26 protein-coding genes and 1 pseudogene are annotated in these 24,487 nt (G+C 39.5%); 22 read left to right on the forward strand and 5 right to left on the reverse strand.

Going from position 1 to position 24,487, the window contains the following annotated elements; genetic code table 11:
• The first annotated feature begins 56 nt into the window (after positions 1 to 56).
• The 7 genes from tsaB to AC1M9B_RS13780 all read left to right on the forward strand — a co-directional run bounded on the left by tsaB (position 57) and on the right by AC1M9B_RS13780 (position 7,049).
• Complete coding sequence (gene tsaB / locus AC1M9B_RS13750; protein WP_481609306.1) at positions 57 to 722, forward strand: tRNA (adenosine(37)-N6)-threonylcarbamoyltransferase complex dimerization subunit type 1 TsaB; 666 nt, start codon at positions 57 to 59, stop codon at positions 720 to 722.
• A gap of 12 nt (positions 723 to 734) precedes the next feature.
• Positions 735 to 1,559 carry an undecaprenyl-diphosphate phosphatase gene (locus AC1M9B_RS13755; RefSeq protein ID WP_481592376.1) on the forward strand — a complete coding sequence of 275 codons (825 nt, stop codon included), beginning with the start codon at positions 735 to 737 and terminating at the stop codon, positions 1,557 to 1,559.
• Entirely contained in the window at positions 1,553 to 2,371 is an 819-nt protein-coding gene (locus tag AC1M9B_RS13760; protein WP_481609307.1) for a class I SAM-dependent methyltransferase, read from the forward strand. Before AC1M9B_RS13755 ends, AC1M9B_RS13760 begins: the two co-directional genes overlap by 7 nt.
• 118 nt (positions 2,372 to 2,489) lie before the next feature.
• Positions 2,490 to 3,914 carry a C13 family peptidase gene (locus AC1M9B_RS13765; RefSeq protein WP_180028728.1) on the forward strand — a complete coding sequence of 475 codons (1,425 nt, stop codon included), beginning with the start codon at positions 2,490 to 2,492 and terminating at the stop codon, positions 3,912 to 3,914.
• A gap of 32 nt (positions 3,915 to 3,946) precedes the next feature.
• Entirely contained in the window at positions 3,947 to 4,783 is an 837-nt protein-coding gene (gene fghA, locus AC1M9B_RS13770) for an S-formylglutathione hydrolase (protein ID WP_481609308.1), read from the forward strand.
• 218 nt (positions 4,784 to 5,001) lie between these two features.
• The gene (locus tag AC1M9B_RS13775) at positions 5,002 to 6,012 is read left to right on the forward strand and encodes a YjgN family protein (protein ID WP_257219954.1); all 1,011 of its coding nucleotides are present in this window, start codon (positions 5,002 to 5,004) and stop codon (positions 6,010 to 6,012) included.
• Between the two features lie 11 nt (positions 6,013 to 6,023).
• Entirely contained in the window at positions 6,024 to 7,049 is a 1,026-nt protein-coding gene (locus tag AC1M9B_RS13780; RefSeq protein WP_481609309.1) for a M48 family metallopeptidase, read from the forward strand.
• 29 nt (positions 7,050 to 7,078) lie between these two features.
• On the opposite strand, the gene AC1M9B_RS13785 is transcribed toward AC1M9B_RS13780, so the two are convergent.
• The gene (locus AC1M9B_RS13785) at positions 7,079 to 7,369 is read right to left on the reverse strand and encodes a DUF2218 domain-containing protein (protein ID WP_481609310.1); all 291 of its coding nucleotides are present in this window, start codon (positions 7,367 to 7,369) and stop codon (positions 7,079 to 7,081) included.
• 229 nt (positions 7,370 to 7,598) lie between these two features.
• Here AC1M9B_RS13785 and rpe point away from each other — a divergent pair, with 229 nt between their 5' ends.
• From rpe to AC1M9B_RS13810, 5 genes are all read left to right on the forward strand, one after another.
• On the forward strand, positions 7,599 to 8,285 hold the full coding sequence (rpe, locus tag AC1M9B_RS13790; protein WP_180000186.1) for a ribulose-phosphate 3-epimerase: 687 nt from the start codon (positions 7,599 to 7,601) through the stop codon (positions 8,283 to 8,285).
• 613 nt (positions 8,286 to 8,898) lie between these two features.
• A complete protein-coding gene (locus AC1M9B_RS13795; RefSeq protein WP_481588038.1) occupies positions 8,899 to 9,216 on the forward strand; it encodes a DMT family transporter in 318 nt (105 codons plus the stop codon).
• 54 nt (positions 9,217 to 9,270) lie between these two features.
• Positions 9,271 to 9,588, forward strand: a complete 318-nt coding sequence (sugE, locus tag AC1M9B_RS13800) for a quaternary ammonium compound efflux SMR transporter SugE (protein ID WP_180000188.1) — start codon at positions 9,271 to 9,273, stop codon at positions 9,586 to 9,588.
• Between the two features lie 31 nt (positions 9,589 to 9,619).
• Complete coding sequence (locus tag AC1M9B_RS13805; protein WP_180028722.1) at positions 9,620 to 10,108, forward strand: methylated-DNA--[protein]-cysteine S-methyltransferase; 489 nt, start codon at positions 9,620 to 9,622, stop codon at positions 10,106 to 10,108.
• A gap of 36 nt (positions 10,109 to 10,144) precedes the next feature.
• Entirely contained in the window at positions 10,145 to 10,813 is a 669-nt protein-coding gene (locus tag AC1M9B_RS13810; protein WP_180028721.1) for a nuclease-related domain-containing protein, read from the forward strand.
• Positions 10,814 to 10,846: 33 nt separating this feature from the next.
• On the opposite strand, the gene AC1M9B_RS13815 is transcribed toward AC1M9B_RS13810, so the two are convergent.
• Positions 10,847 to 11,614, reverse strand: coding sequence for a hydroxymethylpyrimidine/phosphomethylpyrimidine kinase (locus AC1M9B_RS13815; RefSeq protein WP_035268321.1), 768 nt, complete (start codon positions 11,612 to 11,614; stop codon positions 10,847 to 10,849).
• 83 nt (positions 11,615 to 11,697) lie between these two features.
• On the opposite strand from AC1M9B_RS13815, the gene AC1M9B_RS13820 reads away from it, so the two are divergent.
• Positions 11,698 to 12,345 (forward strand): HAD-IA family hydrolase, encoded by a 648-nt coding sequence (locus tag AC1M9B_RS13820; RefSeq protein WP_481589576.1) that lies wholly within the window; start codon positions 11,698 to 11,700, stop codon positions 12,343 to 12,345.
• A 54-nt stretch (positions 12,346 to 12,399) separates the two neighbouring features.
• Here AC1M9B_RS13820 and AC1M9B_RS13825 read toward each other — a convergent pair whose 3' ends face one another.
• On the reverse strand, positions 12,400 to 12,864 hold the full coding sequence (locus tag AC1M9B_RS13825) for a winged helix-turn-helix transcriptional regulator (RefSeq protein WP_092768640.1): 465 nt from the start codon (positions 12,862 to 12,864) through the stop codon (positions 12,400 to 12,402).
• Between the two features lie 138 nt (positions 12,865 to 13,002).
• Here AC1M9B_RS13825 and AC1M9B_RS13830 point away from each other — a divergent pair, with 138 nt between their 5' ends.
• The 4 genes from AC1M9B_RS13830 (at position 13,003) to AC1M9B_RS13845 (ending at position 17,384) form a co-directional block, all read left to right on the forward strand.
• The gene (locus AC1M9B_RS13830; protein ID WP_481609311.1) at positions 13,003 to 14,262 is read left to right on the forward strand and encodes a D-amino acid dehydrogenase; all 1,260 of its coding nucleotides are present in this window, start codon (positions 13,003 to 13,005) and stop codon (positions 14,260 to 14,262) included.
• Between the two features lie 46 nt (positions 14,263 to 14,308).
• Positions 14,309 to 15,412: an alanine racemase gene (alr, locus tag AC1M9B_RS13835; RefSeq protein ID WP_481609312.1), complete on the forward strand. Its 1,104-nt coding sequence runs from the start codon at positions 14,309 to 14,311 to the stop codon at positions 15,410 to 15,412.
• A gap of 56 nt (positions 15,413 to 15,468) precedes the next feature.
• The gene (locus tag AC1M9B_RS13840; RefSeq protein ID WP_035268302.1) at positions 15,469 to 15,828 is read left to right on the forward strand and encodes a RidA family protein; all 360 of its coding nucleotides are present in this window, start codon (positions 15,469 to 15,471) and stop codon (positions 15,826 to 15,828) included.
• Positions 15,829 to 15,962: 134 nt separating this feature from the next.
• Entirely contained in the window at positions 15,963 to 17,384 is a 1,422-nt protein-coding gene (locus AC1M9B_RS13845; protein ID WP_092768649.1) for an amino acid permease, read from the forward strand.
• Between the two features lie 53 nt (positions 17,385 to 17,437).
• Here the strand turns inward: AC1M9B_RS13845 and AC1M9B_RS13850 are convergent, their stop codons facing one another.
• Positions 17,438 to 17,890, reverse strand: a complete 453-nt coding sequence (locus AC1M9B_RS13850) for a CopD family protein (RefSeq protein WP_481588043.1) — start codon at positions 17,888 to 17,890, stop codon at positions 17,438 to 17,440.
• Positions 17,891 to 17,918: 28 nt separating this feature from the next.
• Positions 17,919 to 19,148 carry a beta-ketoacyl synthase N-terminal-like domain-containing protein gene (locus AC1M9B_RS13855; protein WP_035268310.1) on the reverse strand — a complete coding sequence of 410 codons (1,230 nt, stop codon included), beginning with the start codon at positions 19,146 to 19,148 and terminating at the stop codon, positions 17,919 to 17,921.
• 275 nt (positions 19,149 to 19,423) lie between these two features.
• Here AC1M9B_RS13855 and AC1M9B_RS13860 point away from each other — a divergent pair, with 275 nt between their 5' ends.
• The 5 genes and pseudogenes from AC1M9B_RS13860 to AC1M9B_RS13880 all read left to right on the forward strand — a co-directional run.
• Positions 19,424 to 20,812, forward strand: coding sequence for an EcsC family protein (locus AC1M9B_RS13860; RefSeq protein ID WP_481609313.1), 1,389 nt, complete (start codon positions 19,424 to 19,426; stop codon positions 20,810 to 20,812).
• Positions 20,813 to 21,022: 210 nt separating this feature from the next.
• A complete protein-coding gene (rpsL, locus tag AC1M9B_RS13865) occupies positions 21,023 to 21,397 on the forward strand; it encodes a 30S ribosomal protein S12 (protein WP_004648013.1) in 375 nt (124 codons plus the stop codon).
• A 180-nt stretch (positions 21,398 to 21,577) separates the two neighbouring features.
• A complete protein-coding gene (rpsG, locus tag AC1M9B_RS13870) occupies positions 21,578 to 22,048 on the forward strand; it encodes a 30S ribosomal protein S7 (RefSeq protein WP_004648014.1) in 471 nt (156 codons plus the stop codon).
• A gap of 131 nt (positions 22,049 to 22,179) precedes the next feature.
• On the forward strand, positions 22,180 to 24,315 hold the full coding sequence (fusA, locus tag AC1M9B_RS13875; RefSeq protein ID WP_035268315.1) for an elongation factor G: 2,136 nt from the start codon (positions 22,180 to 22,182) through the stop codon (positions 24,313 to 24,315).
• Between the two features lie 92 nt (positions 24,316 to 24,407).
• Positions 24,408 to 24,487 (forward strand): annotated as a pseudogene (locus tag AC1M9B_RS13880) (hypothetical protein); the annotation flags it as partial.

The raw sequence follows: 24,487 nt of genomic DNA on the forward strand, positions 1-24,487 counted from the left end.
GAATAATTCGAGTGGAGTATGATTAGCACCATTTTTAACGATTTATAGGGGCATGCATGAAATTGCTTGCATTAGAAACTGCCAATGAGCAGTGCTCAGTTTCGTTAATTGATGAGAATCAAGTACTTTTTTATCAACTAGATGATCGTGCAAAAGCGCAGACCCAATCTATCCTCCCAATGATTGAAGCAGCTTTTCAGCAAGCTGAAGTACACGTTTCAGATTTGGATGCGATCGCTTTTAGTCGTGGTCCTGGCTCATTCAGCGGTGTGCGTATTAATGCAGCAGTCACTCAGGCACTTGCATGGTCACATGACGTGCCTGTGATTCCTGTTTCATCCCTTCAAGCTCTGGCACAGGCTGCTTATCGAATGTATCTACTGACAGAAGTTACGGCTGTACTTGATGCAAGAATGAGTGAGGTCTACATTGCAAGTTTTCAGTTAAATGCTCAAGGTTTAATGCAGTTGGTGGATGAAGAGCAATTATTAAATTATGAAAATGCTGCAGCCTATCAAAAGTTTCAAATGATTGGTTCAGGAACAAAATGTATTCATCCCGAATTAAATGATTATTCACATGTCCAAGCAACTGCTGAGGATATAGCGACGATTGCACGTGAACATGCTTTAAAAGAACAATGGCTCAGTGCCGATCTCGCACTACCCGTTTATTTACGTGACAATGCGTGGAAAAAAATTCCAGAACAAGGCAAAGCATAATTAGGAATTTCTATGGATCTTTTACTGCTGCTTAAAGCGGCAATTATGGGTATCGTTGAAGGTATTACTGAGTTTTTACCCATTTCTAGTACAGGCCATTTAATTTTAGCCGCTGAACTCATGAATTTCTGGACCAAGGAAAAAAGTGATGTCTTTGTGATTGCCATTCAAATGGGGGCAATCGCAGCGGTTATTTATGAATATTGGTCGCGCTTATGGGGTGCTGCAACGGGTATGGTCACTGGCGAAGCCCAAGGTAGAAGACTCGGATTTGGTTTAATCTTGGCTTCAATCCCAATTGTTACAATAGGTTTGACCTTTGGGCAAACAGTAAAAGAGCTATTATTTAATAACTACGCGATTGCAATTGGCCTGATTGTGGGTGGTTTAATTATCATTTGGGTAGAAAAAAATCCCCCAAGAATACGTGTCAAAGAAGTTGAAGAGCTCAGTTATAAAGATGCAATTTGGATTGGTTTAATTCAAGTGCTCTCTTTGATCCCAGGTACGTCACGTTCTGGTGCTACGATCATCGGGGCAATGTTTTTAGGCGTTTCCCGCAAAGCAGCAACCGAATTTTCATTCTTTCTTGGAATTCCAGTCATTATTGGTGCTGGATTATTAGATTTATATCAAAGCTATGATGTGTTCCAGACTGCTGAAGATTGGGCAGTGTTGACAACTGGGTTGATTGTTTCATTTGTCTCAGCTTTATTACTCATTCGAGCTTTGGTTGCCTATGTCGCAAAACGTGATTTTATGATTTTTGCTTGGTATCGAATTGCTTCAGGTTTAGTGATCCTTCTCTTTGCATTTACAGGTTGGAAATTATGGTAAGCGAAATACGCTTATTTGCTGAACGAGATTTTCTTGAGAAAGCACAGCATTTTAATGCTGTGCTTTCTTCTCGTGGGGTGCAGTCAACAATCGAAGAGGTTGAAAAATTGAATGCTCGATTTTTCAGACATCATCCTGAACTTGCGCTTTGTGTTGATCAAGATGGGTTGTGGCTGTGCGCACAGGGCATGCGTATGCAACCTGATTGGAAAGCCGAAGTCGGTCGCTTAAAACGTGCTAGCTTGAAATCTGAAATGATTGCGAGGGCATGCCAGTTATCTGAAAAACCCCAGCTCATTGATGCCACCGCAGGGCTTGGGCATGACAGTTTACTGATGGCACATTTAGGGGCAAATGTCACATTAGTTGAACGACATCCAATTTTATATACTTTGTTAGAATCTACTCATCAACAAGCGAGTCTTGACCCATTTTTAAAGAGTATTGTTGCGCGTATACAGCTGGTTTTCTCAGATTCTGCTGATTATCTTAAGCAATGTGCAAACCAACTCGTCGATGCCGATGTAGTGTATTTAGATCCAATGTTTCCACAGCGCGATCAGAATCAAAATGCCATTAAAAAACAAGCGCAAGTGAAAAAACAAATGCAGCTGTTACATCTTCTGTTGCCTGAAGATGGAGAGATGGATTTAGGTGAAGAATTGTTGGCATTGGCTCAAAGCGTTGCTAAGCGAGTTATTGTAAAGCGACCAAGACATGCTGTTTATCTCAATGCGCAAAAACCTGATCATCAATGGTTAGGTGATGCATGTCGCTTTGATGCCTATTTTCAAACGATTGTTTCTGAGTAGTTTGGTAAATGACTCAAAAATAATCGAAAAATTGTTATATAGTTAAAAGTAGCATTGATAATTATTTAACCGAGCATAAACTTAAAAAAGCTGATCCAAGCACCTACACAGTAATCTTATGATAGACCTTAAACCTTCAATTAACTTTTGGCATGATTTAAAAAGTAACCAGCTTGCAGGGATTTGGTTATTTTTAGGTTCAAGGAAATCACTACAGATTGTAAGGCCATCAATTCTTCAACTTATTTTTTGGGGAATTCTTGGAGGTTCAGCGAGCTCTTTATTTAGCTGGTTGTTATCGAATGGTGCTGGAGAATTTAATTCTCAAGGATTAGTGAGTTATGCGCTCTGGCCATTTATTGCTTTAATTGTTGGGATTTTCCTTTCACAGCGTACTAATAATCCACGTTTGATGTTAGTGCCAGCATTACTTTGGTTAGTACTAGACACACATATTGTTTTGATTCAGTGTCTTATCCAATATTATTTTAATAACTTTGACTATCAACCTAATTTCCTTGTTGATCATTTGCAGCACATATTTTCTTTATTGTTTGTTTGGCAAAGTTTAGCTGTTGTTTGGGTTTTTTCGCGTGAATTAAAATGGCCTTGGTGGGAGCGACTGCTCATCATGATCGCCACGTTTTTTACACTTTTTGTGTGGCAGATTTCGTCACAAAGTCAACCAATTTGGAAGGTAGATGAGGCGCCTCCAAGTATTTCAGAACAATCATTTTACGCGCAAAGCAGATTATTAAATCAGGCGCTTGAACAGATTCAATTTGGAGAGTTTGCGAACTCGCATTGGTATTTTATGGGCGTAGCTGGTGCAAGTTATCAAGATGTATTCAAATTGGAAATTCAAAGATTTAAAGATCAATTTGATACGCGTTTCGGAACCTTTGGTCGTTCAATTGCGTTAATTAATAATCCTGCGACTCGCGAAGAATATCCAATTGCGTCAAAGACCAGTATTGATTTGGCATTGCAACGTATTGGCGCTCAGATGAATCGTGAAAGTGATGTCCTGTTTCTTTATATGACTTCCCATGGATTGAGTAACCAATTTCAAATGGAGAATACGCCAATTGATTTGGAAGACATAGATCCAAAATGGTTGCGCCAAACGCTTGATAAATCAGGGATCAGGTGGAGAGTCATTGTGATTTCATCATGTTTCTCTGGTAGTTTTATTCCAGCGTTGCAATCGCCAGATACATTAGTCATTACTGCAGCTGCAGCAGATCGAGAGTCTTTTGGTTGTTCAAATGATGCAGACTCGACTTATTTTGGACGTGCTTTCTTTGATTTAGCGATGCGTGAAAAAAATAGCTTACGTGAAGCCTTTGAAGATGCATCAGTCAATATTGCGCATTGGGAAAATGCACAAGGGTTTATGCCATCAGAGCCACAATGGGTCATTGGTAAGAATATGGAAATTATGTTGCCGCAACTTGAAAAGAGATTATTTCCTCAGGTTGGATTATCAACCGTAAGTAGTGAACACCAGAGTGATAGTGCTCAGTTTACGAATATGCGATGATGTTTTAAAAATTAAATGTGTGAGGCAGTGCAATGGAATTGGTTCAAAAGAATAAATGTTTTGATGGTGAACAACGTGTTTATCAGATCAATTCAAAGTTTTTGAAAAATCCGACTAAATTTTCTGTATTTTTACCTTCACAGGCACTCGAAGGTCAAAAATGTATTGCGTTGTACTATCTTGCAGGTTTGACTTGTACTGAAGAAACTTTTGTCATCAAAGCACACGCACAACGTTTAGCTGCACAATTGGGAATTATATTGATTGCTCCAGATACATCACCTCGTGGTGACGACGTGGCGGTCGGGGATTCTTGGGATATAGGGCAAGGGGCTGGATTCTATTTAAACGCAACTCAAGCACCTTGGGCTGAGCATTATCAGATGGAGTCGTATCTTATACATGAGCTGTATTCTCTAGTTCTTACATCGTTTCCTGTACAGGATGAGGGGATTGGTATTTTTGGTCACAGCATGGGAGGACACGGTGCACTCACGCTTGCTTGGAAGTATCCAGACTTATTTAAGTCAGTCTCAGCATTTGCACCGATTTGTGCGCCATCAATTTGTCCATGGGGTGAAAAGGCATTTTCAGCTTACCTCGGAGAAGAACGTGAGTTATGGAAAGCACATGATGCGAATGAACTCGTGAAAGAAAAGGGTGCTCTATATCACGAAGTTTTAATTGATCAGGGGGTTGCAGATCAGTTTTATGCTCAACTTAATCCAGCGCTATTTGCTGAATCATGTAAAACCGTAGGTCAAAAGCTCACATTGCGGGAGCATGAGGGTTATGATCATGGATACTTCTTTATCCAAAGTTTTATTGATGATCATCTGCAATTCCATGCTTTACAATTGCAAAATTAATCTCATTTGAATTTTAAGATATTCATACTTAAGTTCGTTATAATGTGTGCGATATCACATTTAAACCATGTTGAATGATGACATCTCTCGGGATGTCATTTTTATAATCAGAGAAAATAATAATGAATTCATCAGAACACTCCGCTGAACAAGCACCCTTACCGTTCATCAACGATCCATTTCCATTATCTGATGCAGATGAAAATCGACCGATTTATATGGGGAAAGTATTTAAATTTAAATTTCATGGCAATGCGATGGAGTACTTTGGCATATGGATCGTCAATATTTTATTGACGATTGCGACATTGAGCCTATATGCGCCATGGGCGAAAGTACGTCGTTTAAGATATTTTTATAACAATACCGAATTTTTTCATCGCTTTTTTGATTTTACTGGTTTACCGACTAAAATTTTGATTGGTCGACTGATAGCCATTGGCATTTGGGCAATATTTGCGATTGCCTCATATATGGATATGACGATAGCAGCATTTGGTGGACTGATTATTTATATTGCTCTTCCATGGTTGGTACGAGCCACAATTCGATTTAATGCGCGCAACAGTAAATTTGGGAACAGCCGTTTTTATTTTTCTGGCACGAATAAAGAAGCCTATAAACAATTTTTAATTGCGCTTGCTATCACCATTTTTACATTAGGAATATTTAGCCCTGTCGCAATTTGGATTTATAAAAAATATACGCTTAATCATTTGTACGTTGGACAACTCAAATTTCAATTAAACAATGACTGGCCTAGTTATATGCGAGCAGTATATGTTCCCATGATTCTCTTTGTATTGATTCTTATGCTCATCGGATTTGGTGGTTCGACATTATCAATACTCAGTGGTCATGGAATGGATATGATGCTGATGATGATCTTTGCCGTTTATGCGATTGGAATGTTGTTTATTGGTCCGTTAATACAGGCACGAATTTTTATTACTACGTGGAATAGCACAACACTCAACAGCAGTCAGTTTAAGACCAGTTGTAATCAATGGCGCTATGCATGGATTGTTGCGAGTAATTGGATCGCTAGAATCTTAAGTTTAGGATTATTGTCAGCATGGGCTGCTATTCGCATTTATCGATACCAAGTTGAATCGATGAGCTTAGAATTAAATGATGATCCAAACCTGATGATGAATATTGCGCAAAGTGATCATAGTGCCATCGCGGAAGAAATTAGTGATATTTTTGATATTGATATTTCACTTTAGGAGTTAATTCAATGAATCAACCTCTCACAGTGACATATTATGATGGTGTTCTTTCTAAGCCTTTTACAGCACAGATTCGCCCTGCTAATCAAGACAGTATCGCTGTCAGTTATACAGATAAAGGCGAAGTGAAAACAGTCTACTATCATGCAGATGAAATGGTATTGCTTGGTAAAATTGGTCGACGTAATCCAGCTTTAGAGTTAACACATGACGCTAGGATTGAATTTCATGAGCGTCAGCTTCCTGAATGGTTGCCTGTTGAGCATAAAAATTTTCATCAAAAAGTATGGAAACTTGAACGTACACCATCGTTGATTATTTTTAGTGTTATTTTCGTGGTCGCACTTGGTTTCTCCGTCATTAAATGGGGAATACCGACGGCATCGCACATTGTTGCTTTCCAGCTGCCAGAAAATACGCTGAATCGTTTGGGTGGTCAGGCAGAAGTTTATTTAGCCGAATACACTAAACCTTCTCAGTTATCACAGCAAAGACAGGATCGGATTCTCGCGGATTATCTGAAATATGTTGCTGAGGGTCGTCCCGCTCAGTTGAAATTTAGGGAAGGTACCTCGCTTGGAGCCAATGCACTCGCATTGCCAAACAATACAATTTATCTCACCGATGAATTAGTAAAGCTTGCCAAGAATGATCAGGAAATTATCGGCGTTTTGGCACATGAACAAGCACATTTATTAAAACGTCACAGCTTACAACAAGGTCTTTCGAGCCTAGGATTCAGCGTACTTTATATTGCTATCACTGGTGATGGATCGGATTTAATTGCGACTTTGCCAGTTGCCATGATTGGTGCAGGATATTCACGGAGGTTTGAGTTAGAATCAGATCAGTATGCGCTAGAACTCATGCATAAACATGAAATGGATACAGTGCATTTTGCAAACTTTTTAAAACGTATGAGTGATGATATGGGGGAAGACGAAGATCAATCAAAAATTCTTGATCTCTTTGCAAGTCATCCTGCCACAGAAGAACGAATTCGCCGTGTTACTGAATTTAAACAGCAAAAATAATGAAAAGCCGACTTTATGTCGGTTTTTCTTTAACTTTCTCTAGACCATATAACTTGATAGTCAGCTTGAACCATGCGATTGATATGATCAAGCACGACATTTTCTAGTCGTATTAATTCTTCTAAAGATATTTCTTCTTTATTCACAACACTGACATGAAGTTGATCAGGTTGTATTGATAATTCAACTGTCACTTTTGGCATAAAAATTTGATATTGGTCATCGGTATTGGCGACATCAAATTTATGTTTCCAATGATTGCTTAATCGTTTAGCGATACGTAATGCTTCGGAGCTTTCTATCGTTGTGGTTGTTTTCATTATTTACCCTAATACTTGAAATTCATTGTATCTTAACATTCATCTCACTATAAGGTTGTTCCGAATATGCAACATAGCTTTGCATAAGTCATATTCCGTCCTTGAATATTTTTTAATCAACGATTTGCATTTTGAGTTGAAATTTAAATAGCAGTAATTTCGAAGGAATGAATAAACGAAGTTTTGCTATAATCATCTTTTGAATTCTAATTTCCCGCCAGGTCCTGACATGTCCAAGCCATTCTTAATTGCTCCATCGATTTTATCTGCTGATTTCGCTCGCTTAGGTGAAGAAGTCGAAAATGTACTTGAAGCAGGTGCAGATGTGGTCCATTTCGATGTAATGGACAATCATTATGTACCAAATTTAACTTTTGGTGCTGGTGTATGTAAGGCACTTAAAAAATATGGTATTCAGGCTCCAATTGACGTTCATCTTATGGTGAAACCAGTCGATCGTATGATCGGAGATTTCTTAGAAGCGGGTGCAGATATCATCACTTTTCATCCAGAAGCATCAGACCATATCGACCGTTCATTGCAGCTGATTAAAGCTGGTGGTGCTAAAGCAGGTTTAGTTTTTAACCCTGCAACACCTTTACATTACCTTGATTATGTACTGGATAAAGTGGATCAAGTCTTATTAATGAGCGTCAACCCTGGCTTCGGTGGACAAAAGTTTATCCCAATGACACTAGATAAGCTTCGTGAAGCACGCAAAATTATTGATGCATCTGGTAAAGATATTCGCTTAGAAGTTGATGGTGGTGTTGGTCCAGCAAATATTCGTGAAATCGCTGAAGCTGGTGCTGATATGTTTGTGGCTGGTTCTGCCATTTTTGGAAAGCCAGATTATAAAGCTGTAATTGATGAAATGCGTGCAGAGTTGGCGAAAGTAGGTTCAATTAACGTTTGATCCGAAACATGTATAACACTACACACATCTGTGGATAAGTTTATGGATAACATGGTGGATATCTGTGTTGATAACAGTCTGGATAATTTGATTAGATTATAATCATATTTAGTTCAATGGTTTGTTTATTAGACAATAAATGTATAAAAAGGACTCATTTGAGTCCTTTTTTACAAATAATGGATCTTCTTATCCTTTCTGTTGAATTGTTAGGGGGGAGAAATTTTCGTTGCTCATTATTTGGCTTATCTTCATTAATAAGTCTTAAAAGAGCGAGATAAAAAATCAATTTAAATTTAAACATCCCAGACCAGTGATTCTATAGTGCAGTAAAGTGTTTTAATTTAGTGCGGATTTAGTCTTCTATCTGCCAATAGCGATCGCCTTTGTAATACAATAGCCTAAAAATGCAGAAATAATCTAGAAAAGCTAGTCCGATAATGACCTATTTTTTGTAGGTGTATTTTGGGTCAAAAATTGTAAAATTGCGCCTATTTTGTGCGTGTGTTGATATAATTCAACCATCATTTGGAGGAACGACCTCCCTCATTTCTCTGAGAAAAATCGTCAGGACGGCCTGACTCTTAAATTATTTTAATTGGGAGCAGGCATCATGGCTTGGTTTATTCTTATTCTCGCGGGTTTATTTGAGATCGTTTGGGCATATAGTATGAAAATGTCTGAAGGATTTACTAAATTCACACCGACTGCAATTACTCTATTTTTTATGGTTCTCAGTTTTGGGTTGTTGGCACATGCCATGAAAACATTCCCTCTGGGAACTGCCTATACGATTTGGACGGGGATTGGTGCAGTAGGGTCTTTTTTAGTCGGCATTTTTATTCTGGGTGAGCCTGCGACAGCAATGCGGATGATTGCGGCTATTCTGATTATTTCAGGTTTAGTCATGATGAAATTAGCTTCAGCGTAAGATTTAAGGCAGCGTATCCATACGCTGCTTTTTTTAATTGAGAGAGGGTTTATTTTGGCTTGGTTAGTCTTGATTGTTGCAGGGTTGTTGGAAGTGGTCTGGGCCTATTTTATGAAAGTTTCAGATGGATTCACCAAATTGACACCCAGTATTTTGACGATCGTTTTCATGATCGCAAGTTTTGCTTTACTTTCCCATGCGATGAAAACTTTGCCACTCGGGACAGCTTATACCGTATGGACAGGCATAGGCGCTGTAGGTTCATTTGTGGTTGGGATTTTTATTCTTGGAGAACCTGCAAATGCAATGAGAATGATCGCTGCAGTATTGATTATTTCGGGTTTGGTCTTGATGAAGTTATCATCAACATAGTTAGATGATTCAACTTTCAGGCGATTAAAAAATGACTCAATTTTATTTAAAAAAAATAATGACACCTGTCGGTGAACTTCAATTGGTTGCTCATGATCGAGCATTGATTGTTGTCGCTTGGGAGAATGCACTTCCTCAGTTTATCCGAAATCAAATCGTAATTCAGCGGGATGATCACGAGATTTTATGCATTGCCGAAACACAGCTTCGCGAATATTTTTTAAAACAACGTCAGGTATTTGATTTGCCTATAGAACTTTATGGGACAGAATTCCAACGCTCGGTATGGAATGCGCTGTTAAAAATTCCTTTTGGAGAGTCTAGAACGTATAAGCAAATTGCTGAGGATGTTGGGAATGTAAAAGCGGTTCGAGCGGTAGGCTTGGCCAATGGGAAAAATCCTATCGCGATCATTGTACCTTGTCATCGTGTAATAGGTGTCAATGGCAAGCTGGTCGGATTTTCAGGAGGTGTGGAAAATAAGCTTAAGCTGCTGCAGCTTGAAGATGATAAGTGGTGATGTTATAACAGCATAAACATATGAAATACAAAAATTATGTCTAATGAAAATCCTATAATTACAATTGTTTTTAATCTCATATCGCAGTTATGGTGGTTGATCTTAATTCTAGCAATCATCCCTGTATTCAAAATGTTTGTACCTTATATCAAAGGAAAATTGGGTGAATACATTGTCCAATATCATGCAAAAAAATTTTTGAATGAGGACTATATTTTACTGAATGATCTAACATTTTTGGATCAGGACAATCAGACCACACAGATTGACCATATTTTATTGAGTCCTTATGGAATATTTGTGATTGAGACCAAAAACTATAAAGGTTGGATTTTTGGCTCATCACATCAAAAAATGTGGACTCAAAAAATTTATAAATCTAGCCATAAATTTCAAAATCCATTGCACCAAAACTACAAGCATATAAAGGTTTTAGAGGGATTGTTAAAAGATTTAATCGATTCAAATCTGTCGATACATGGGTTAATAGTTTTCGTGCCTAATTGTGAGTTTAAAACACCAATTCCTGTACATGTTCATTGGGGTAAAAGTTGGATTGAAGAAGTTAAAAGCTACCAAATGAAAGTGATTGATGATCGTAGACTACAGAGAATTAAATATCGTATTGAAAAAGCAGCGCTTCAAAAATCGTGGAAAACCAATAGAGAACATATCCGATCAGTCAAAGAAAGACTAAAAGATTAATAAAAAAAAACCCACAGTCAGTGGGCTTTTTATTTAGAAGCGTTTTGGAATTCTTTGGCCACCTTCAACTGGGATTTCAGCACGTTTTAATACACCAAATAGCCATGTTTCCGCATGGTGAACTGCATTTTTAATTTGATCACCTTGTGCCAACCTCCCTGCAATAAAACTAGCAAGAGAACAGCCTGAACCATGATACTCACCTTCAAGACGAGGACATTTTGTTTCAGAGACCATATCACCGTTGATGTAGAGTGCATTTCTAATATAAGTCGGTGTGTCTTCGTGACCACCTTTGACTAATACAGCTTTAGCACCCATTTCAAATAACTTCTGTGTAGCTTGATCTAAATCTTCACAGCCTGTTAATGCGCGAAGTTCAACGGTATTCGGTGTAAGAATCGTAGCAAGAGGAATCAATTCAACAAAAGCCTTGACCAATGTTGCTTGATTTCCTAATGAGCCACCACTATTGGCAACCAAAACTGGATCGAGTACATATTGGAAATCAGGATGTGCTCTTAGGAATTCTGCCAAAGCGGCGATATTGTCGGTAGTGCCGAGCATGCCAGATTTCACTACTTTGATAGGAAGATCGTTCACTACAGCATTCGCTTGAGCCAGCAGTAAATCTTTTGAGGTTGCTTCAAATCCAAAAACTTGTTGAGAGTTTTGAATGGTTAACGCTGTACATGCGATTGCTGCATGAGCACCACTTTGGCCGATCGCTTCAATATCTGCTTGTAAGCCAGCACCACCAGATGGATCTAAACCAGAAAAGCACAATACAGTAGGGCGCACAACAATGTCCTTCATCGATCAATTTGGAGTAGTATAGGCAAGTTTCTGAGAAGTCTCGATAGCATTTCTAAAAAAGGTACAGCATGATTAAAAATATTCTCATTGATTTAGATGGAACGCTAACTGATCCTAAAGTGGGTATTACGACTTCTGCACGTTATGGTTTAGAAAAAGTAGGTCATCTTATCGCGGAGGATGAGAATATTGATTGGATTATTGGACCACCTTTAAAAGCCTCGTTGGCCAAAATTTTGAAGGTTGATGTGAATGATGATTTGGCGGAACAGGCTTTACTTGGTTATCGTGAACGCTTTGCTGTAAAAGGTTTATTTGAAAATTTATTATTTGAAGATGTAGCAGAGACATTGGCAACACTTAAGAACAAAGGTTACAGATTGTTTTTAGCTACTGCAAAGCCTGAGGTGTATGCCCAGAAAATTCTTGAACATTTCAATCTCACACCGTATTTTGATTATGCCTATGGCAGTGAGTTAAATGGTGACCGCACCAATAAAGCTGAACTTATTGCATATATTTTAGAGCGAGAAAAAATTAAGCCAGAAACCTGTTTAATGGTAGGGGACCGAGAGCATGACATTATCGGTGCTCGAAAAAATGGGATTGAAACGATTGCGGTGGAATACGGTTATGGCAGTGATGCAGAGTTAGCCGCTGCTGCACCCAAAGCCAGAATTCAAGCTTTCCATCAAATTTTAAATTACGTTGATTAATCTAAGCCGAAATTTGGGCTCAAGAGCAACTCTCAAGAGATTGCTCTTCGTAGCTTAGCTTAGATCCAAGTACAAGGACTCTTTGACCTCTTCCATCACGATGTAACTATGGGAGGATGCAGAGGAGGGAAGCATTTTAAGCAGGTCACCCAGTAGTTGGCGATAAGCACTCATTTCTTTTAGTCTCGCTTTCACCAAGTAATCGAATTCACCTGAAATTAAATGACACTCTAATACCTCAGGTATCTCAACTAAATTCTTGGCGACTTGATCAAAAACATCTCCAGATTTCGCCGATAACTTAATTTCTAGAAAGACGAGTAAATTACGCTCCAATAACTCCGGATTTAATCGGGCGTAATAGCCCATAATAATGCCATCTCGTTCTAGTCTTTTCACTCTTTCCGAGCATGGGGTTGTAGAAAGATTTACTTTTGCAGCCAGTTCACTAATGGCAATACGACCGTCCTTTTGCAGAATATCTAAAATCATACGATCAGTGCGATCTAATTTCCGCATGAATAATTTCCTTATTTTTTAATTTTTTCAGGATAAAACCCTTAAATTACCTAAATTATAACGATTAAAAGAGTGAAAAAAACTATTAAAGCAAAAATATACTAGTGAAATAAACTACACAGTGCTGAGGGATAGTTCATGCGCGTTATTGTATTAGGTAGTGGTGTCATTGGTGTTGCAAGTGCGTATTACCTAGCGCAACAAGGAGCAAGCGTCACTGTATTAGATCGTCAATCAGGTCCTGCCGAAGAAACGAGTTTTGGCAATGCAGGACAGATTTCTCCTGGGTATTCTACACCATGGGCCGCACCAGGAATTCCATTTAAAGCGGTTAAATGGATGTTTCAACATCATGCACCATTAGCAATTAATGTAGATGGAAGCTTGTGGCAGCTGAAATGGATGGCTCAAATGTTGAAGAACTGCAATGCGGCACATTACGCCATCAATAAAGAGCGTATGGTACGTGTTGCTGAATACAGTCGAGATTGTTTAAGAGAATTACGCGAAAATATTGGCATATCTTATGAGAATCGTTCAAAAGGAACATTACAAATTTTTCGTAAGGATGCGCAATTAGACGCAGTTCAACGAGACATTGAAGTTTTAAAAGAAACAGGTGTCGAATTTGAGTTATTAGATCGTGAAGGTCTAGGTCGAGTTGAACCTGCATTAGCGGAAGTTAAAGACAAATTAGTCGGTGGCTTACATCTTCCAAATGATGAGACTGGTGATTGCTATATCTTTACCAACGCGCTTGCTGAATATGCAAAAGGTATTGGTGTTAAGTTTAAATTTAATCAAAATGTTGAAAAACTCGTAGTTGAGGGCGACGAAATTAAAGGCGTTATTGTAGACGGTCAGGTACTCACGGCAGATCGTTATGTACTTGCCTTCGGTAGCTATTCACGAGATTTTATTAAACCATTAGGTCTAGATTTGCCCATTTATCCTGTAAAGGGATATTCATTAACTATACCTATCGTGGATGCGCAATATGCCCCTCAATCAACTGTCTTAGATGAAACTTACAAGATTGCAATAACTCGTTTTGATCAACGAATTCGTGTTGGTGGGATGGCTGAGTTAAGTGGTTTTAATAAAGAGTTAAATGAGGATCGCCGTGGCACCTTAGAGATGGTAACGCGTGATTTGTTCCCAGGCGGAGATATGGCACAAGCCAGCTTCTGGACGGGACTACGACCAATGACGCCAGACAGTACGCCTATTATCGGTGCGACGAAATATAAGAATCTATTTTTAAATACTGGACATGGCACGCTCGGTTGGACTATGGCATGTGGTTCTGGAAAGCTGATTAGTGATTTAGTGCTGAATCGGACTCCAGAGATTAGTACCGATGGACTTTCAATTCAACGTTATAACCACGCAGCATAAAGGCTGCGTGGTTTGCTATTAAAAAATAAATAATAGGACAAGGAATATGTCTCGCCCAATACAGGCTGTTATTCACTTAAACGCGATCAAGCATAATTTGAAAGTTGCTAAGCAACATGTACCGAATGCCCAAGTTTTTGCTGTTGTTAAAGCTAATGCTTATGGTCATGGGATCGAGCGCATTTATTCAGCCTTAGTGGATGCAGATGGAATTGCACTTCTAGAGCTGAGTGAAGCACAACGAGTTCGAGATTTAGGTTGGAAAGGCCCAATTTTGCTTTTGGAAGGTATCTTTCAAGAAGCGGACTTACAGTTGTGTCACGATTTAGATCTTCAATTTACCGTTCATAACGAGATTCAAGTCGAATGGATTAAGCGGTTTAGTCTTGATGCTCATTTTAATATTTTTTTGAAAATGAACAGTGGTATGAACCGTTTAGGATTCCAACCTCAACGTTACCCTGAAATTTGGAGTCTGTTAACTGAATTGCCACAAGTGGCATCAATCACTCACATGACACATTTTTCTGATGCTGATGGCGAGCGCTTGAATAAGGTTGGGGTTGACTATCAAATTTCAGTATTCAATCAAATCATCAGCGTTTTAGGTGGTCCTTGTTCACTAAGTAATAGCGCAGCCATTCTTAGACATGCCAATCATGTCCACTCTAACATTGTACGTAGTGGCATTATGTTGTATGGGAGTTCACCGGATTATCCAACCCATACTATTCAAGATTGGGACTTAAAACCAACAATGTCTTTAAGAAGTGAATTGATTGCAATTCAAGAAATTAATCCTCAGCAAAGTATTGGCTATGGATCGACATTTTTTGCAGAACAAGCTATGAAAATTGGCATTGTCGCTTGTGGATATGCAGATGGATATCAACGGATTACTCAATCTGGCACAACAGTGCTTGTGAATGGACAAAAAACTTCTTTGATTGGTCGTGTAAGTATGGACATGCTAGCTGTTGATATCACGCATATTGAAGATGCAAAAATTGGCAGTGAAGTCGTACTGTGGGGCGTCTCAAAGTACGGAAGTTTGTTACCGATTGATGAGGTCGCTGTAGGAGCGAGTACTGTGGGATATGAGTTAATGTGTGGCGTAACGACGCGGGTTCCATTTGTTCTAGAAATTTAATGTTAAAAATTCAACGATCAACACTAGGATCGATACTGAGTAATCAAGGAATTAATATGCAAAATCAGGATATTCAAAAATTCAATAGTAATGGCGTGATGAGTGCAGTTACAGTCTTTAATCAAGTGGCTTATCTTTCTGGTCAAGTACCTAAGATTACGACGCCTGATATCGCCTTACAAACGAAAGATGTGCTGAATACGATCGACGCTCTTTTGGCTCAAGTAGGCACAGATAAATCTCGTTTATTGTCAGCACAAGTTTTCGTGAAGAATTTGGAAGATTTTCAAATCTTCAATCAAATTTGGATTGAATGGATGGAGGATTCAATACCACCATCACGAGCAACCATTCAGGCTGACCTCGTTAATCCAGAATGGTTAATTGAAATCGCAGTGATTGCTGCATTGAAATAACTGAATATAAGTAAGACTTCACGAGGAAGAGTCATTTATGGCTCCTCTCATAATAACAAAATCTCTCGAATCTCAGTTTGAAGCGGAATTTAGGCTGATCGATTAGATTAGATGGTGTAAAAGGATGTTGAATAATGACAACCACAAATATTGATGAACAATCATCTCCCAATGAATTACAGCGTAAGCTTTCAAATCGACATTTACAACTCATCGCCATCGGTGGAGCGATTGGTACAGGGTTGTTTATGGGCTCAGGAAAAACGATTTCACTTGCAGGACCTTCAATCATCATCATTTATATGATTATTGGTGCCATGTTTTTTTTCTTGATGCGTGCCCTTGGTGAAATTCTTTTATCTAATCTGCACTACAAATCATTTATTGATATGGCACATGATCTCATTGGACCAGGTGCAGGGTATTATATTGGTTGGTCCTATTGGCTGGGATGGATTTTGGTCGGTATTGCTGATTTAGCAGCAATTATCAATTATCTCAGTTTTTGGTTACCTCCAGATCAAATGTTTACCCCAATGGGGCAAGCAGCGATTAGTGCAGGATGTGTCTTATTCATACTCGCAATTAACTTAGTCACTGTAAAACTTTTTGGTGAAATTGAGTTTTGGTTTGCATTAATCAAAATTCTAGCCATTATTGGATTGATCTTGGTGGGTGCCTTCATGGTGTTTACGAGTTTTCAGTCACCAAGTGGTGCTGTTGCAAGCTTCAGTAACATTTGGTCTCATGGTGGAATGTTCCCGAAAGGAACCATGGGCTTTTTGGCAGGCTTTCAAATCGCAATGTTTGCCTTTGTTGGTGTAGAGTTACTCGGGACGATGGCTGCGGAAACCAAAGATCCTGAAAAAAATTTACCAAAAGCGGTTAATGCTATTCCGACACGTATTATTATTTTCTATGTGCTTTCGTTGATCATGATTATGTCTGTGACACCTTGGATCAATATCCCAGCAGATCAAAGTCCATTTGTCACATTATTCTTATTTGCGGGTATTGGTTCAGCTGCTGTGATTATGAACCTAGTGGTTTTGTCTTCTGTGATGTCTTCCATGAACAGTGGTGTCTTTTCTACCAGTCGAATGTTATTTGGATTGGCCCGTGACGGCCAAGCCCCTCAAAAGCTAGCAGAACTTTCAAGTCGTGCCGTACCTGCTAAGGGATTAATCTTTTCATGTACATTTATTATGGCCGGTGCAGCATTTCAGTATTTTGTGCCAAATACGATGGAAGCTTTTACATTAGCAAGTTCGCTGTGTGTGATTCTTTTCATTAGTATTTGGGCGATTATCATGGTGTGCTATATACGCTACCGTAAATTGCGACCTGAGCTACATGAAAAGTCGAATTTTAAAATGCCGGGTGGAGTGGCAATGTCATACGTTGTATTGGCATTTTTGCTATTTGCATTAATCATTTTAAGTTTAGAGCCAGACACGCTTAAAGCTTTGATGATTAGCCCAATCTGGTTGATTCTGTTAGCTGTAACATACCGTGTTCTTTATAAACCACGTATGCGTAAGCGTAACCATAATTAATTTTTAGAGAAAGAAAAAACCTCCACGAATGGAGGTTTTTTTATATTCTTTAGTTAGAATGTAGGTTTGACCACAACTAAAATTACAACTGCGAATAAGATCAATGTGGGCATTTCGTTGAAATAGCGCCAGAACTTATGACTTTTATAGTGTGCATTATCAATGAGTTTTTTACGGTAATATCCACACACTAGGTGGTATATGACCAGTAATCCGACTAAACCAACTTTTAAATAAAACCATAAAGCTTCATGATAATGTCGAGTTGCATCACCCCAGTCCACTAAAAAATGTGCAGTGATCAATGTTGCGATCATCGCAGGCCACATAATGCCACGATAAAGCTTACGTTCCATGACTTCAAAGCGTTGATGACTTATGGCATCGTCACTCATCGCATGATAAACATAAAGCCGTGGTAGATAGAACAAAGCAGCGAACCAACATACCACAGCAATAATATGTAATGCTTTTACCCATAGGAAAGCATCTGAAGGAGCATCCATCTAATCACCCATTATGGGCGGAATTAAATTAGCCTTCCCATTTCTTGAAAATGAGGCAGGCATTTACGCCGCCGAAACCAAAACTGTTACTCATTACAGTATTCAGTTTTGTATCGCGTTTTTCAAGTACGATATCAAATGGTTTTGCACCTTCATCAAGCTCAGTAACGTTGATATTTGGTGCAATAAAGTCATTCTGCATCATGAGAATAGAGTAAATCGCTTCTTGTACACCTGCAGCGCCTAAGCTATGACCTGTCATAGATTTTGTTGAACTTAAAGGTGGTACTTGACCTTCACCGAATGCGCGTTCCATTGCTTTCAATTCAGTCACATCACCAGCTGGTGTAGATGTGCCGTGTGTATTTACATAATCAATTTTTTCAACACCATGCTGTTTTGCTTCATCAAGTGCCATCAAGATGCAACGTGTTGCACCTTCACCTGATGGTGCGACCATATCAGCACCATCAGAGTTGGCTGCATATGCAACGACTTCAGCAAGAATATTTGCACCGCGCGCTTGAGCATGCTCAAGAGATTCAAGTACCACGAAACCACCGCCGCCAGCAATGACAAAACCATCACGATCAGCAGAGTAAGGGCGAGAAGCGGTTTCTGGTGAGTCATTATATTTTGAGCATAAAGCACCCATTGCATCAAATAATAGACTTTGTGACCAATGGTCTTCTTCACCACCACCAGCGAGCATTAGATCCTGTTTGCCAAGTTGAATCAGGTTGTATGCGTAACCAATGGCATCAGCTGAGGTTGCACAAGCACTTGTAATAGAGTGAGCGATACCTTGTAATTTGAATGCCACACCAACGTTAGCTGTAATAGTATTTGACATATTGCGTGGAACAAAGAAAGGGCCAATTTTACGTGCGCCTTTCTCTTCAAGAAGTTCAATCATTTCAGCGACAGAAGCTGTAGAGTTACCGCCTGAACCACCCGCAATACCATAACGAGGATTGCCCGCAAGATCTTCAGCGGTTAGACCCGCATTTTCAACCGCAGCGACTGCAGCGTTATAGGCATACATCGCACATACACCCATAAAGCGTTTCAGTTTACGGTCAATACCGTCAAAATTTTGTTCTGCTGCAGCACTAACATGACTTTTAAAATTAAGTTCAGCATAAGTTGGGTTAAAACGTGTGCCTGAAATACCATTTTGTAAGGCATGATTTACATCTTCTAATGTATTACCAATGCATGAGTTAATGCCCATACCAGTGATTACAACACGTTTCATTTACAATTCCCTATTATGGTGAAGTCATTTTATGGAAAAATTCACATCGATGATTTGATTGGATGTAAAAGTCCATAAGATCTTGTCAAAAATTCGTATCATGATATCAGAATCTATTTTAAATTCTTATGGCAAATCAATATCGCAGCGTTAAAACGCTTATTGGCAGATATGTTCACTATATTGCAACCGAATAAAACACGATAAAGTTGAGATAACTCTTGACTGCGCATAGAATTTTAAACATAAGTGATAAATGCGAAGGAGGGTTGTAAATGGCAAATTCTAATAATAAGCAATCTAGCGGACTGGTATTAAAAGCATTTGGAGTGGCTAAAAAGCTCAGTGCTACTGGATTTGAACTGGCACAACATGTTGCACCAGGATCAATTGCGAAATTGACGCAACAACCTGATCCACAAAAAATTATTGACATAACTTTAGATGAGAGAAAAATGACTGAACAAAAAAAGTACGAAACCCCTCAACAATTATTTCGTGATCATGTCCCTCAAGTTTCTCAAAAAATTTTTGGTCGTCATTACAGTAAATTAAATAATGTTGCTTCTTTTATCTCTCCGGACTTAAACAACAAAGTTGCAGATTATTTTTTTGATAAATTGAATGATTTTGTTTCTGAGTTAAGTTCAGTTGAGCATGTATTAAAGGAAGTTGGTGCAAAAAGCTTGGATGAACTTAAATCAAGCCCTGATCGTGCGAATCGTATCGGTGAAGCATTAGCCAATCAAAATAAGTTGATTGCAGCGGTTCAGGGGGCAGTGTCTGGTGCGACAGGCGTAGTTGGTACGGCCATCGATATTCCTTTCTCGTTGGCATTTACGTTGCGTAGTATTTACCAAGAAGGGCGCGCGCACGGTTTTGAACTTAATCATCGTCAAGAGCAAGAGATCGTTGAGTATGTATTCAAACAAGTCGATTTAGGTGTTATTGCGGAAAAGCAAACACTTTTAGTGGCATTAAGAACAGTCGCAAATTTATTGGAAACACAAGATACTCATCAGCTACAAACCCTATTGGGCTCTAGTAACGACTTCACGGCTTTAAAAAATTGGCTGAGTAATCCTGAAGGTGGTTATAAATGGAATTGGTTGAATCAGATTCCTCAAATTTCAATTTTATCTAAATTAGCACCTGTGGCTGGTGCTGGTATTGGTGCAGTATATAGCTGGCGTTTTGTGGAAGAGGCTCATACTAAAGCTAGAGCTGTTTTTTCAGGAGCACAGAAGTACATTCTCCAACATCCAGATGAGCAGGTATCTGTTCAGGAGGCCTTTGAGCGCGGTACAGAATTATTAAAGCAATCTTCACTCGCATTGAATTCCGCAGTGTCAATCAATAATGAGTTAGTGGTTGAGGTTGAAGAGTTTGCAAAAAAACTTGAAGGAGAAGAGTCTATTCAAGTTGATGAGTCTGCAGTTCATAATGATTCAATTTCAGCAATTAAAATTGAAGCAAAATCTACCGAGTCTGAAAAAGAAGAAGTGGTCAGTGTTGAGGATGGTCTTAAGGCCTTAGCTGAAAAACATGTGGAATCGGCTTCTAATGAAAGTGTTCAAGACGCTGATAAAGACCAGCCTCAAGGCGAACCTATTGTGCAGGTAAAAGCGCCCCCTAAGCGTCGTAATTCAAAAAAGAAAGACTAAGCAGCAAACTCACTACCTACGTCACAGAAAAAACAATAAATTTAGTTATGAATGGTTGATCAAATCATTCTGAAAATTTCGTTGTAAGCACACAATGGTCAATATTTGATGTCATGTTGAATGTTGACCATTTTTACTTCTTGGCTTACAATTGCATGCCCTCAAAAAGTAGTATTTTTTGGGGCTTTTTATTAACGGGAGAATTGCCACATGGCAACAACAAATCAGTTGATCCGTAAGGGTCGTACGACTTTGATTGAAAAATCAAAAGTTCCTGCGTTGAAGGCTTGTCCACAACGTCGTGGTGTTTGTACACGTGTTTACACAACTACACCTAAAAAACCTAACTCAGCAATGCGTAAAGTTTGCCGTGTTCGCTTAACTTCAGGTTTTGAAGTATCTAGCTATATCGGTGGTGAAGGCCATAACCTACAAGAGCACAGTGTTGTTCTTATCCGTGGTGGTCGTGTTAAAGACTTACCAGGTGTACGTTACCATACCGTTCGTGGTTCTTTAGACTGTGCTGGTGTTAAAGATCGTAACCAGTCTCGTTCTAAATACGGTACTAAGCGTCCTAAGAAATAATCTAACTAGATCATTTTCTTAAACGTATAGAACTGCAATCCTTTATCGTCTCGCTTGTCTGATTTCTGCATTTAATTTTGTGAAATTCAAGCGACGTGTAGTAAGGCCAGCGAATAGTACATGACACTTTGTACTGCTGCTGGATAAACCTGAAGTGTCATATTTATAGGTAGTATTAAAATGCCAAGACGTCGCGTAGTCGCTGCTCGTGAAATCCTTCCGGATCCTAAGTTCGGCAGCCAAACAATCGCTAAGTTCATGAACCACGTAATGCAAGATGGTAAAAAATCTATTGCTGAAAGTATCGTTTACGGTGCTTTAGACCGCGTTCAAGAAAAATCTAAAGTAGACCCAGTTGAATTTTTCGAGACTACTCTTGAAAAAGTTCGTCCTATGGTCGAAGTAAAAGCACGCCGTGTTGGTGGTGCTACATACCAAGTTCCTATGGAAGTACGCCCATCCCGTCGTACTGCTTTAGCGATGCGTTGGTTAGTAGATGCTGCTGCTAAGCGTTCTGAAAAAACTATGGCGTTACGCCTTGCTGGTGAGTTGCTTGACGCAGCTGAAGGTAAAGGTTCAGCGATCAAGAAACGTGAAGATGTGCATCGTATGGCTGAAGCCAACAAAGCCTTCTCTCACTACCGTTTCTAAGCGGATAAAACAGCCCCTATTCAGGAGGGTGGTAAGTCGGGTTTCACTGATTTGTCATCGAATCGCTTTAAGCTGCTCAGCAGCTTAAAGCGTCCTGTTTTAAACAACAAAATTTAGGAATGCAAGAAATCATGGCTCGTCAAACCCCAATTTCTCGTTACCGTAACATTGGTATCTCAGCACACATTGATGCTGGTAAAACAACGACTTCTGAACGTATTTTGTTCTACACAGGTGAGAGCCACAAACTAGGTGAAACTCACGAAGGTTCAGCAACAACTGACTGGATGGAACAAGAGCAAGAACGTGGTATTACTATTACTTCAGCAGCAGTAACTTGCTTCTGGAAAGGTATGGGTAACCAGTTCGAACAACACCGTATTAACGTAATTGACACACCGGGACACGTTGACTTCACGATCGAAGTTGAGCGTTCTATGCGTGTTCTTGACGGCGCGTGCATGGTTTACTGTGCTGTAGGTGGTGTACAACCTCAGTCAGAAACTGTATGGCGTCAAGCAAATAAATATAAAGTACCTCGTATTGCGTTCGTTAACAAAATGGACCGTACTGGTGCAAACTTCTTCCGTGCTGTTGAACAAGTAAAAACACGTCTTGGTGGTAATCCAGTGCCAATCGTGATTCCTGTTGGCGCAGAAGAAAACTTCCAAGGTGTAGTAGACCTTATCGAAATGAAAGCGATTATCTGGGATGAAGCATCTCAAGGTATGAAGTTTGAATACGGTGAAATTCCTGCTGACCTTGTTGAGCTTGCTCAAGAATGGCGTACGAACATGGTTGAAGCTGCTGCAGAAGCATCAGAAGAACTCATGGATAAGTACCTAGAAGAAGGTGATTTGACTAAAGAAGAAATCATCGGTGGTCTTCGTGCACGTACATTGTTGAATGAAATTCAACCAATGCTTTGTGGTTCAGCGTTCAAAAACAAAGGTGTTCAACGTATGTTGGATGCTGTTATTGAATTCTTACCAGCACCTACTGACGTTGAAGCAATTAAAGGTATCTTAGACGACAAAGATGAGACAGAAGGTTCTCGTGAAGCGTCTGATGAAGCACCGTTTGCTGCGCTTGCGTTCAAAATTATGAACGACAAATTCGTTGGTAACTTGACATTCGTTCGTGTTTACTCAGGTGTTCTAAAAGCTGGTAGTGCAGTTTATAACCCTGTTAAATCTAAACGTGAACGTGTTGGTCGTATTGTACAGATGCACGCTAATGACCGTCATGACATCGAAGAAATTCGTGCGGGCGATATCGCGGCATGTGTAGGTCTTAAAGATACGACTACAGGTGATACACTTTGTGATGAAAACAACGTAATCACATTGGAGCGTATGGAATTCCCAGAGCCAGTAATTGCACTTGCAGTTGAACCTAAAACTAAAGCTGACCAAGAAAAAATGTCAGTTGCTTTGGGCCGCTTGGCGAAAGAAGATCCATCATTCCGCGTTCGTACTGATGAAGAATCTGGTCAGACTATTATTGCTGGTATGGGTGAGCTTCACCTTGACATCATCGTTGACCGTATGAAGCGTGAATTCGGTGTTGAAGCGAACATTGGTAAACCAATGGTTGCTTACCGCGAAACGATTAAAAAATCTGTTGAGCAAGAAGGTAAGTTTGTTCGTCAAACTGGTGGTAAAGGTAAATTCGGTCACGTATATGTACGTTTAGAGCCAATGGATCCTGAAGCTGGTAAAGACTACGAGTTCGCTGAAGAAGTTGTTGGTGGTGTTGTACCTAAAGAATTCTTTGGTGCTGTAGACAAAGGTATTCAAGAACGTATGAAGAATGGTGTCCTAGCTGGTTACCCAGTTGTTGGCATCAAAGCGACATTGTTCGATGGTTCTTACCATGATGTCGACTCTGACGAATTATCGTTCAAAATGGCGGGTTCTTACGCATTCCGTGATGGTTTCATGAAAGCAGATCCTGTTCTTCTTGAACCTATCATGAAAGTTGAAGTAGAAACTCCAGAAGACTACATGGGCGATATCATGGGTGACTTAAACCGTCGTCGTGGTATGGTTCAAGGTATGGACGATTTACCTGGCGGTACTAAAGCAATCCGTGCTGAAGTTCCACTTTCTGAGATGTTCGGTTACGCAACACACATGCGTTCTATGTCTCAAGGTCGTGCGACTTACTCTATGGAATTTGCTAAATATGCTGAAACTCCACGTAACGTGGCTGAAGGCATCATTGCTAAGTTCCAAGCTGGTGGTAAAAAAGGTGACGACGAGTAATCTTTCGATTACTATAAGCCCAACTAATTCATAGTTTAAAACCAAGTGCTCATGGAGTGATCCTCCATGAGTAGTTTAAAAAGGAAGATCTCATGGCTAAGGCTAAGTTTGAACGTAATAAGCCACACGTTAACGTGGGCACAATCGGTCACGTTGACCATGGTAAAACAAC

Source organism: Acinetobacter sp. ANC_7513 (assembly GCF_056779915.1).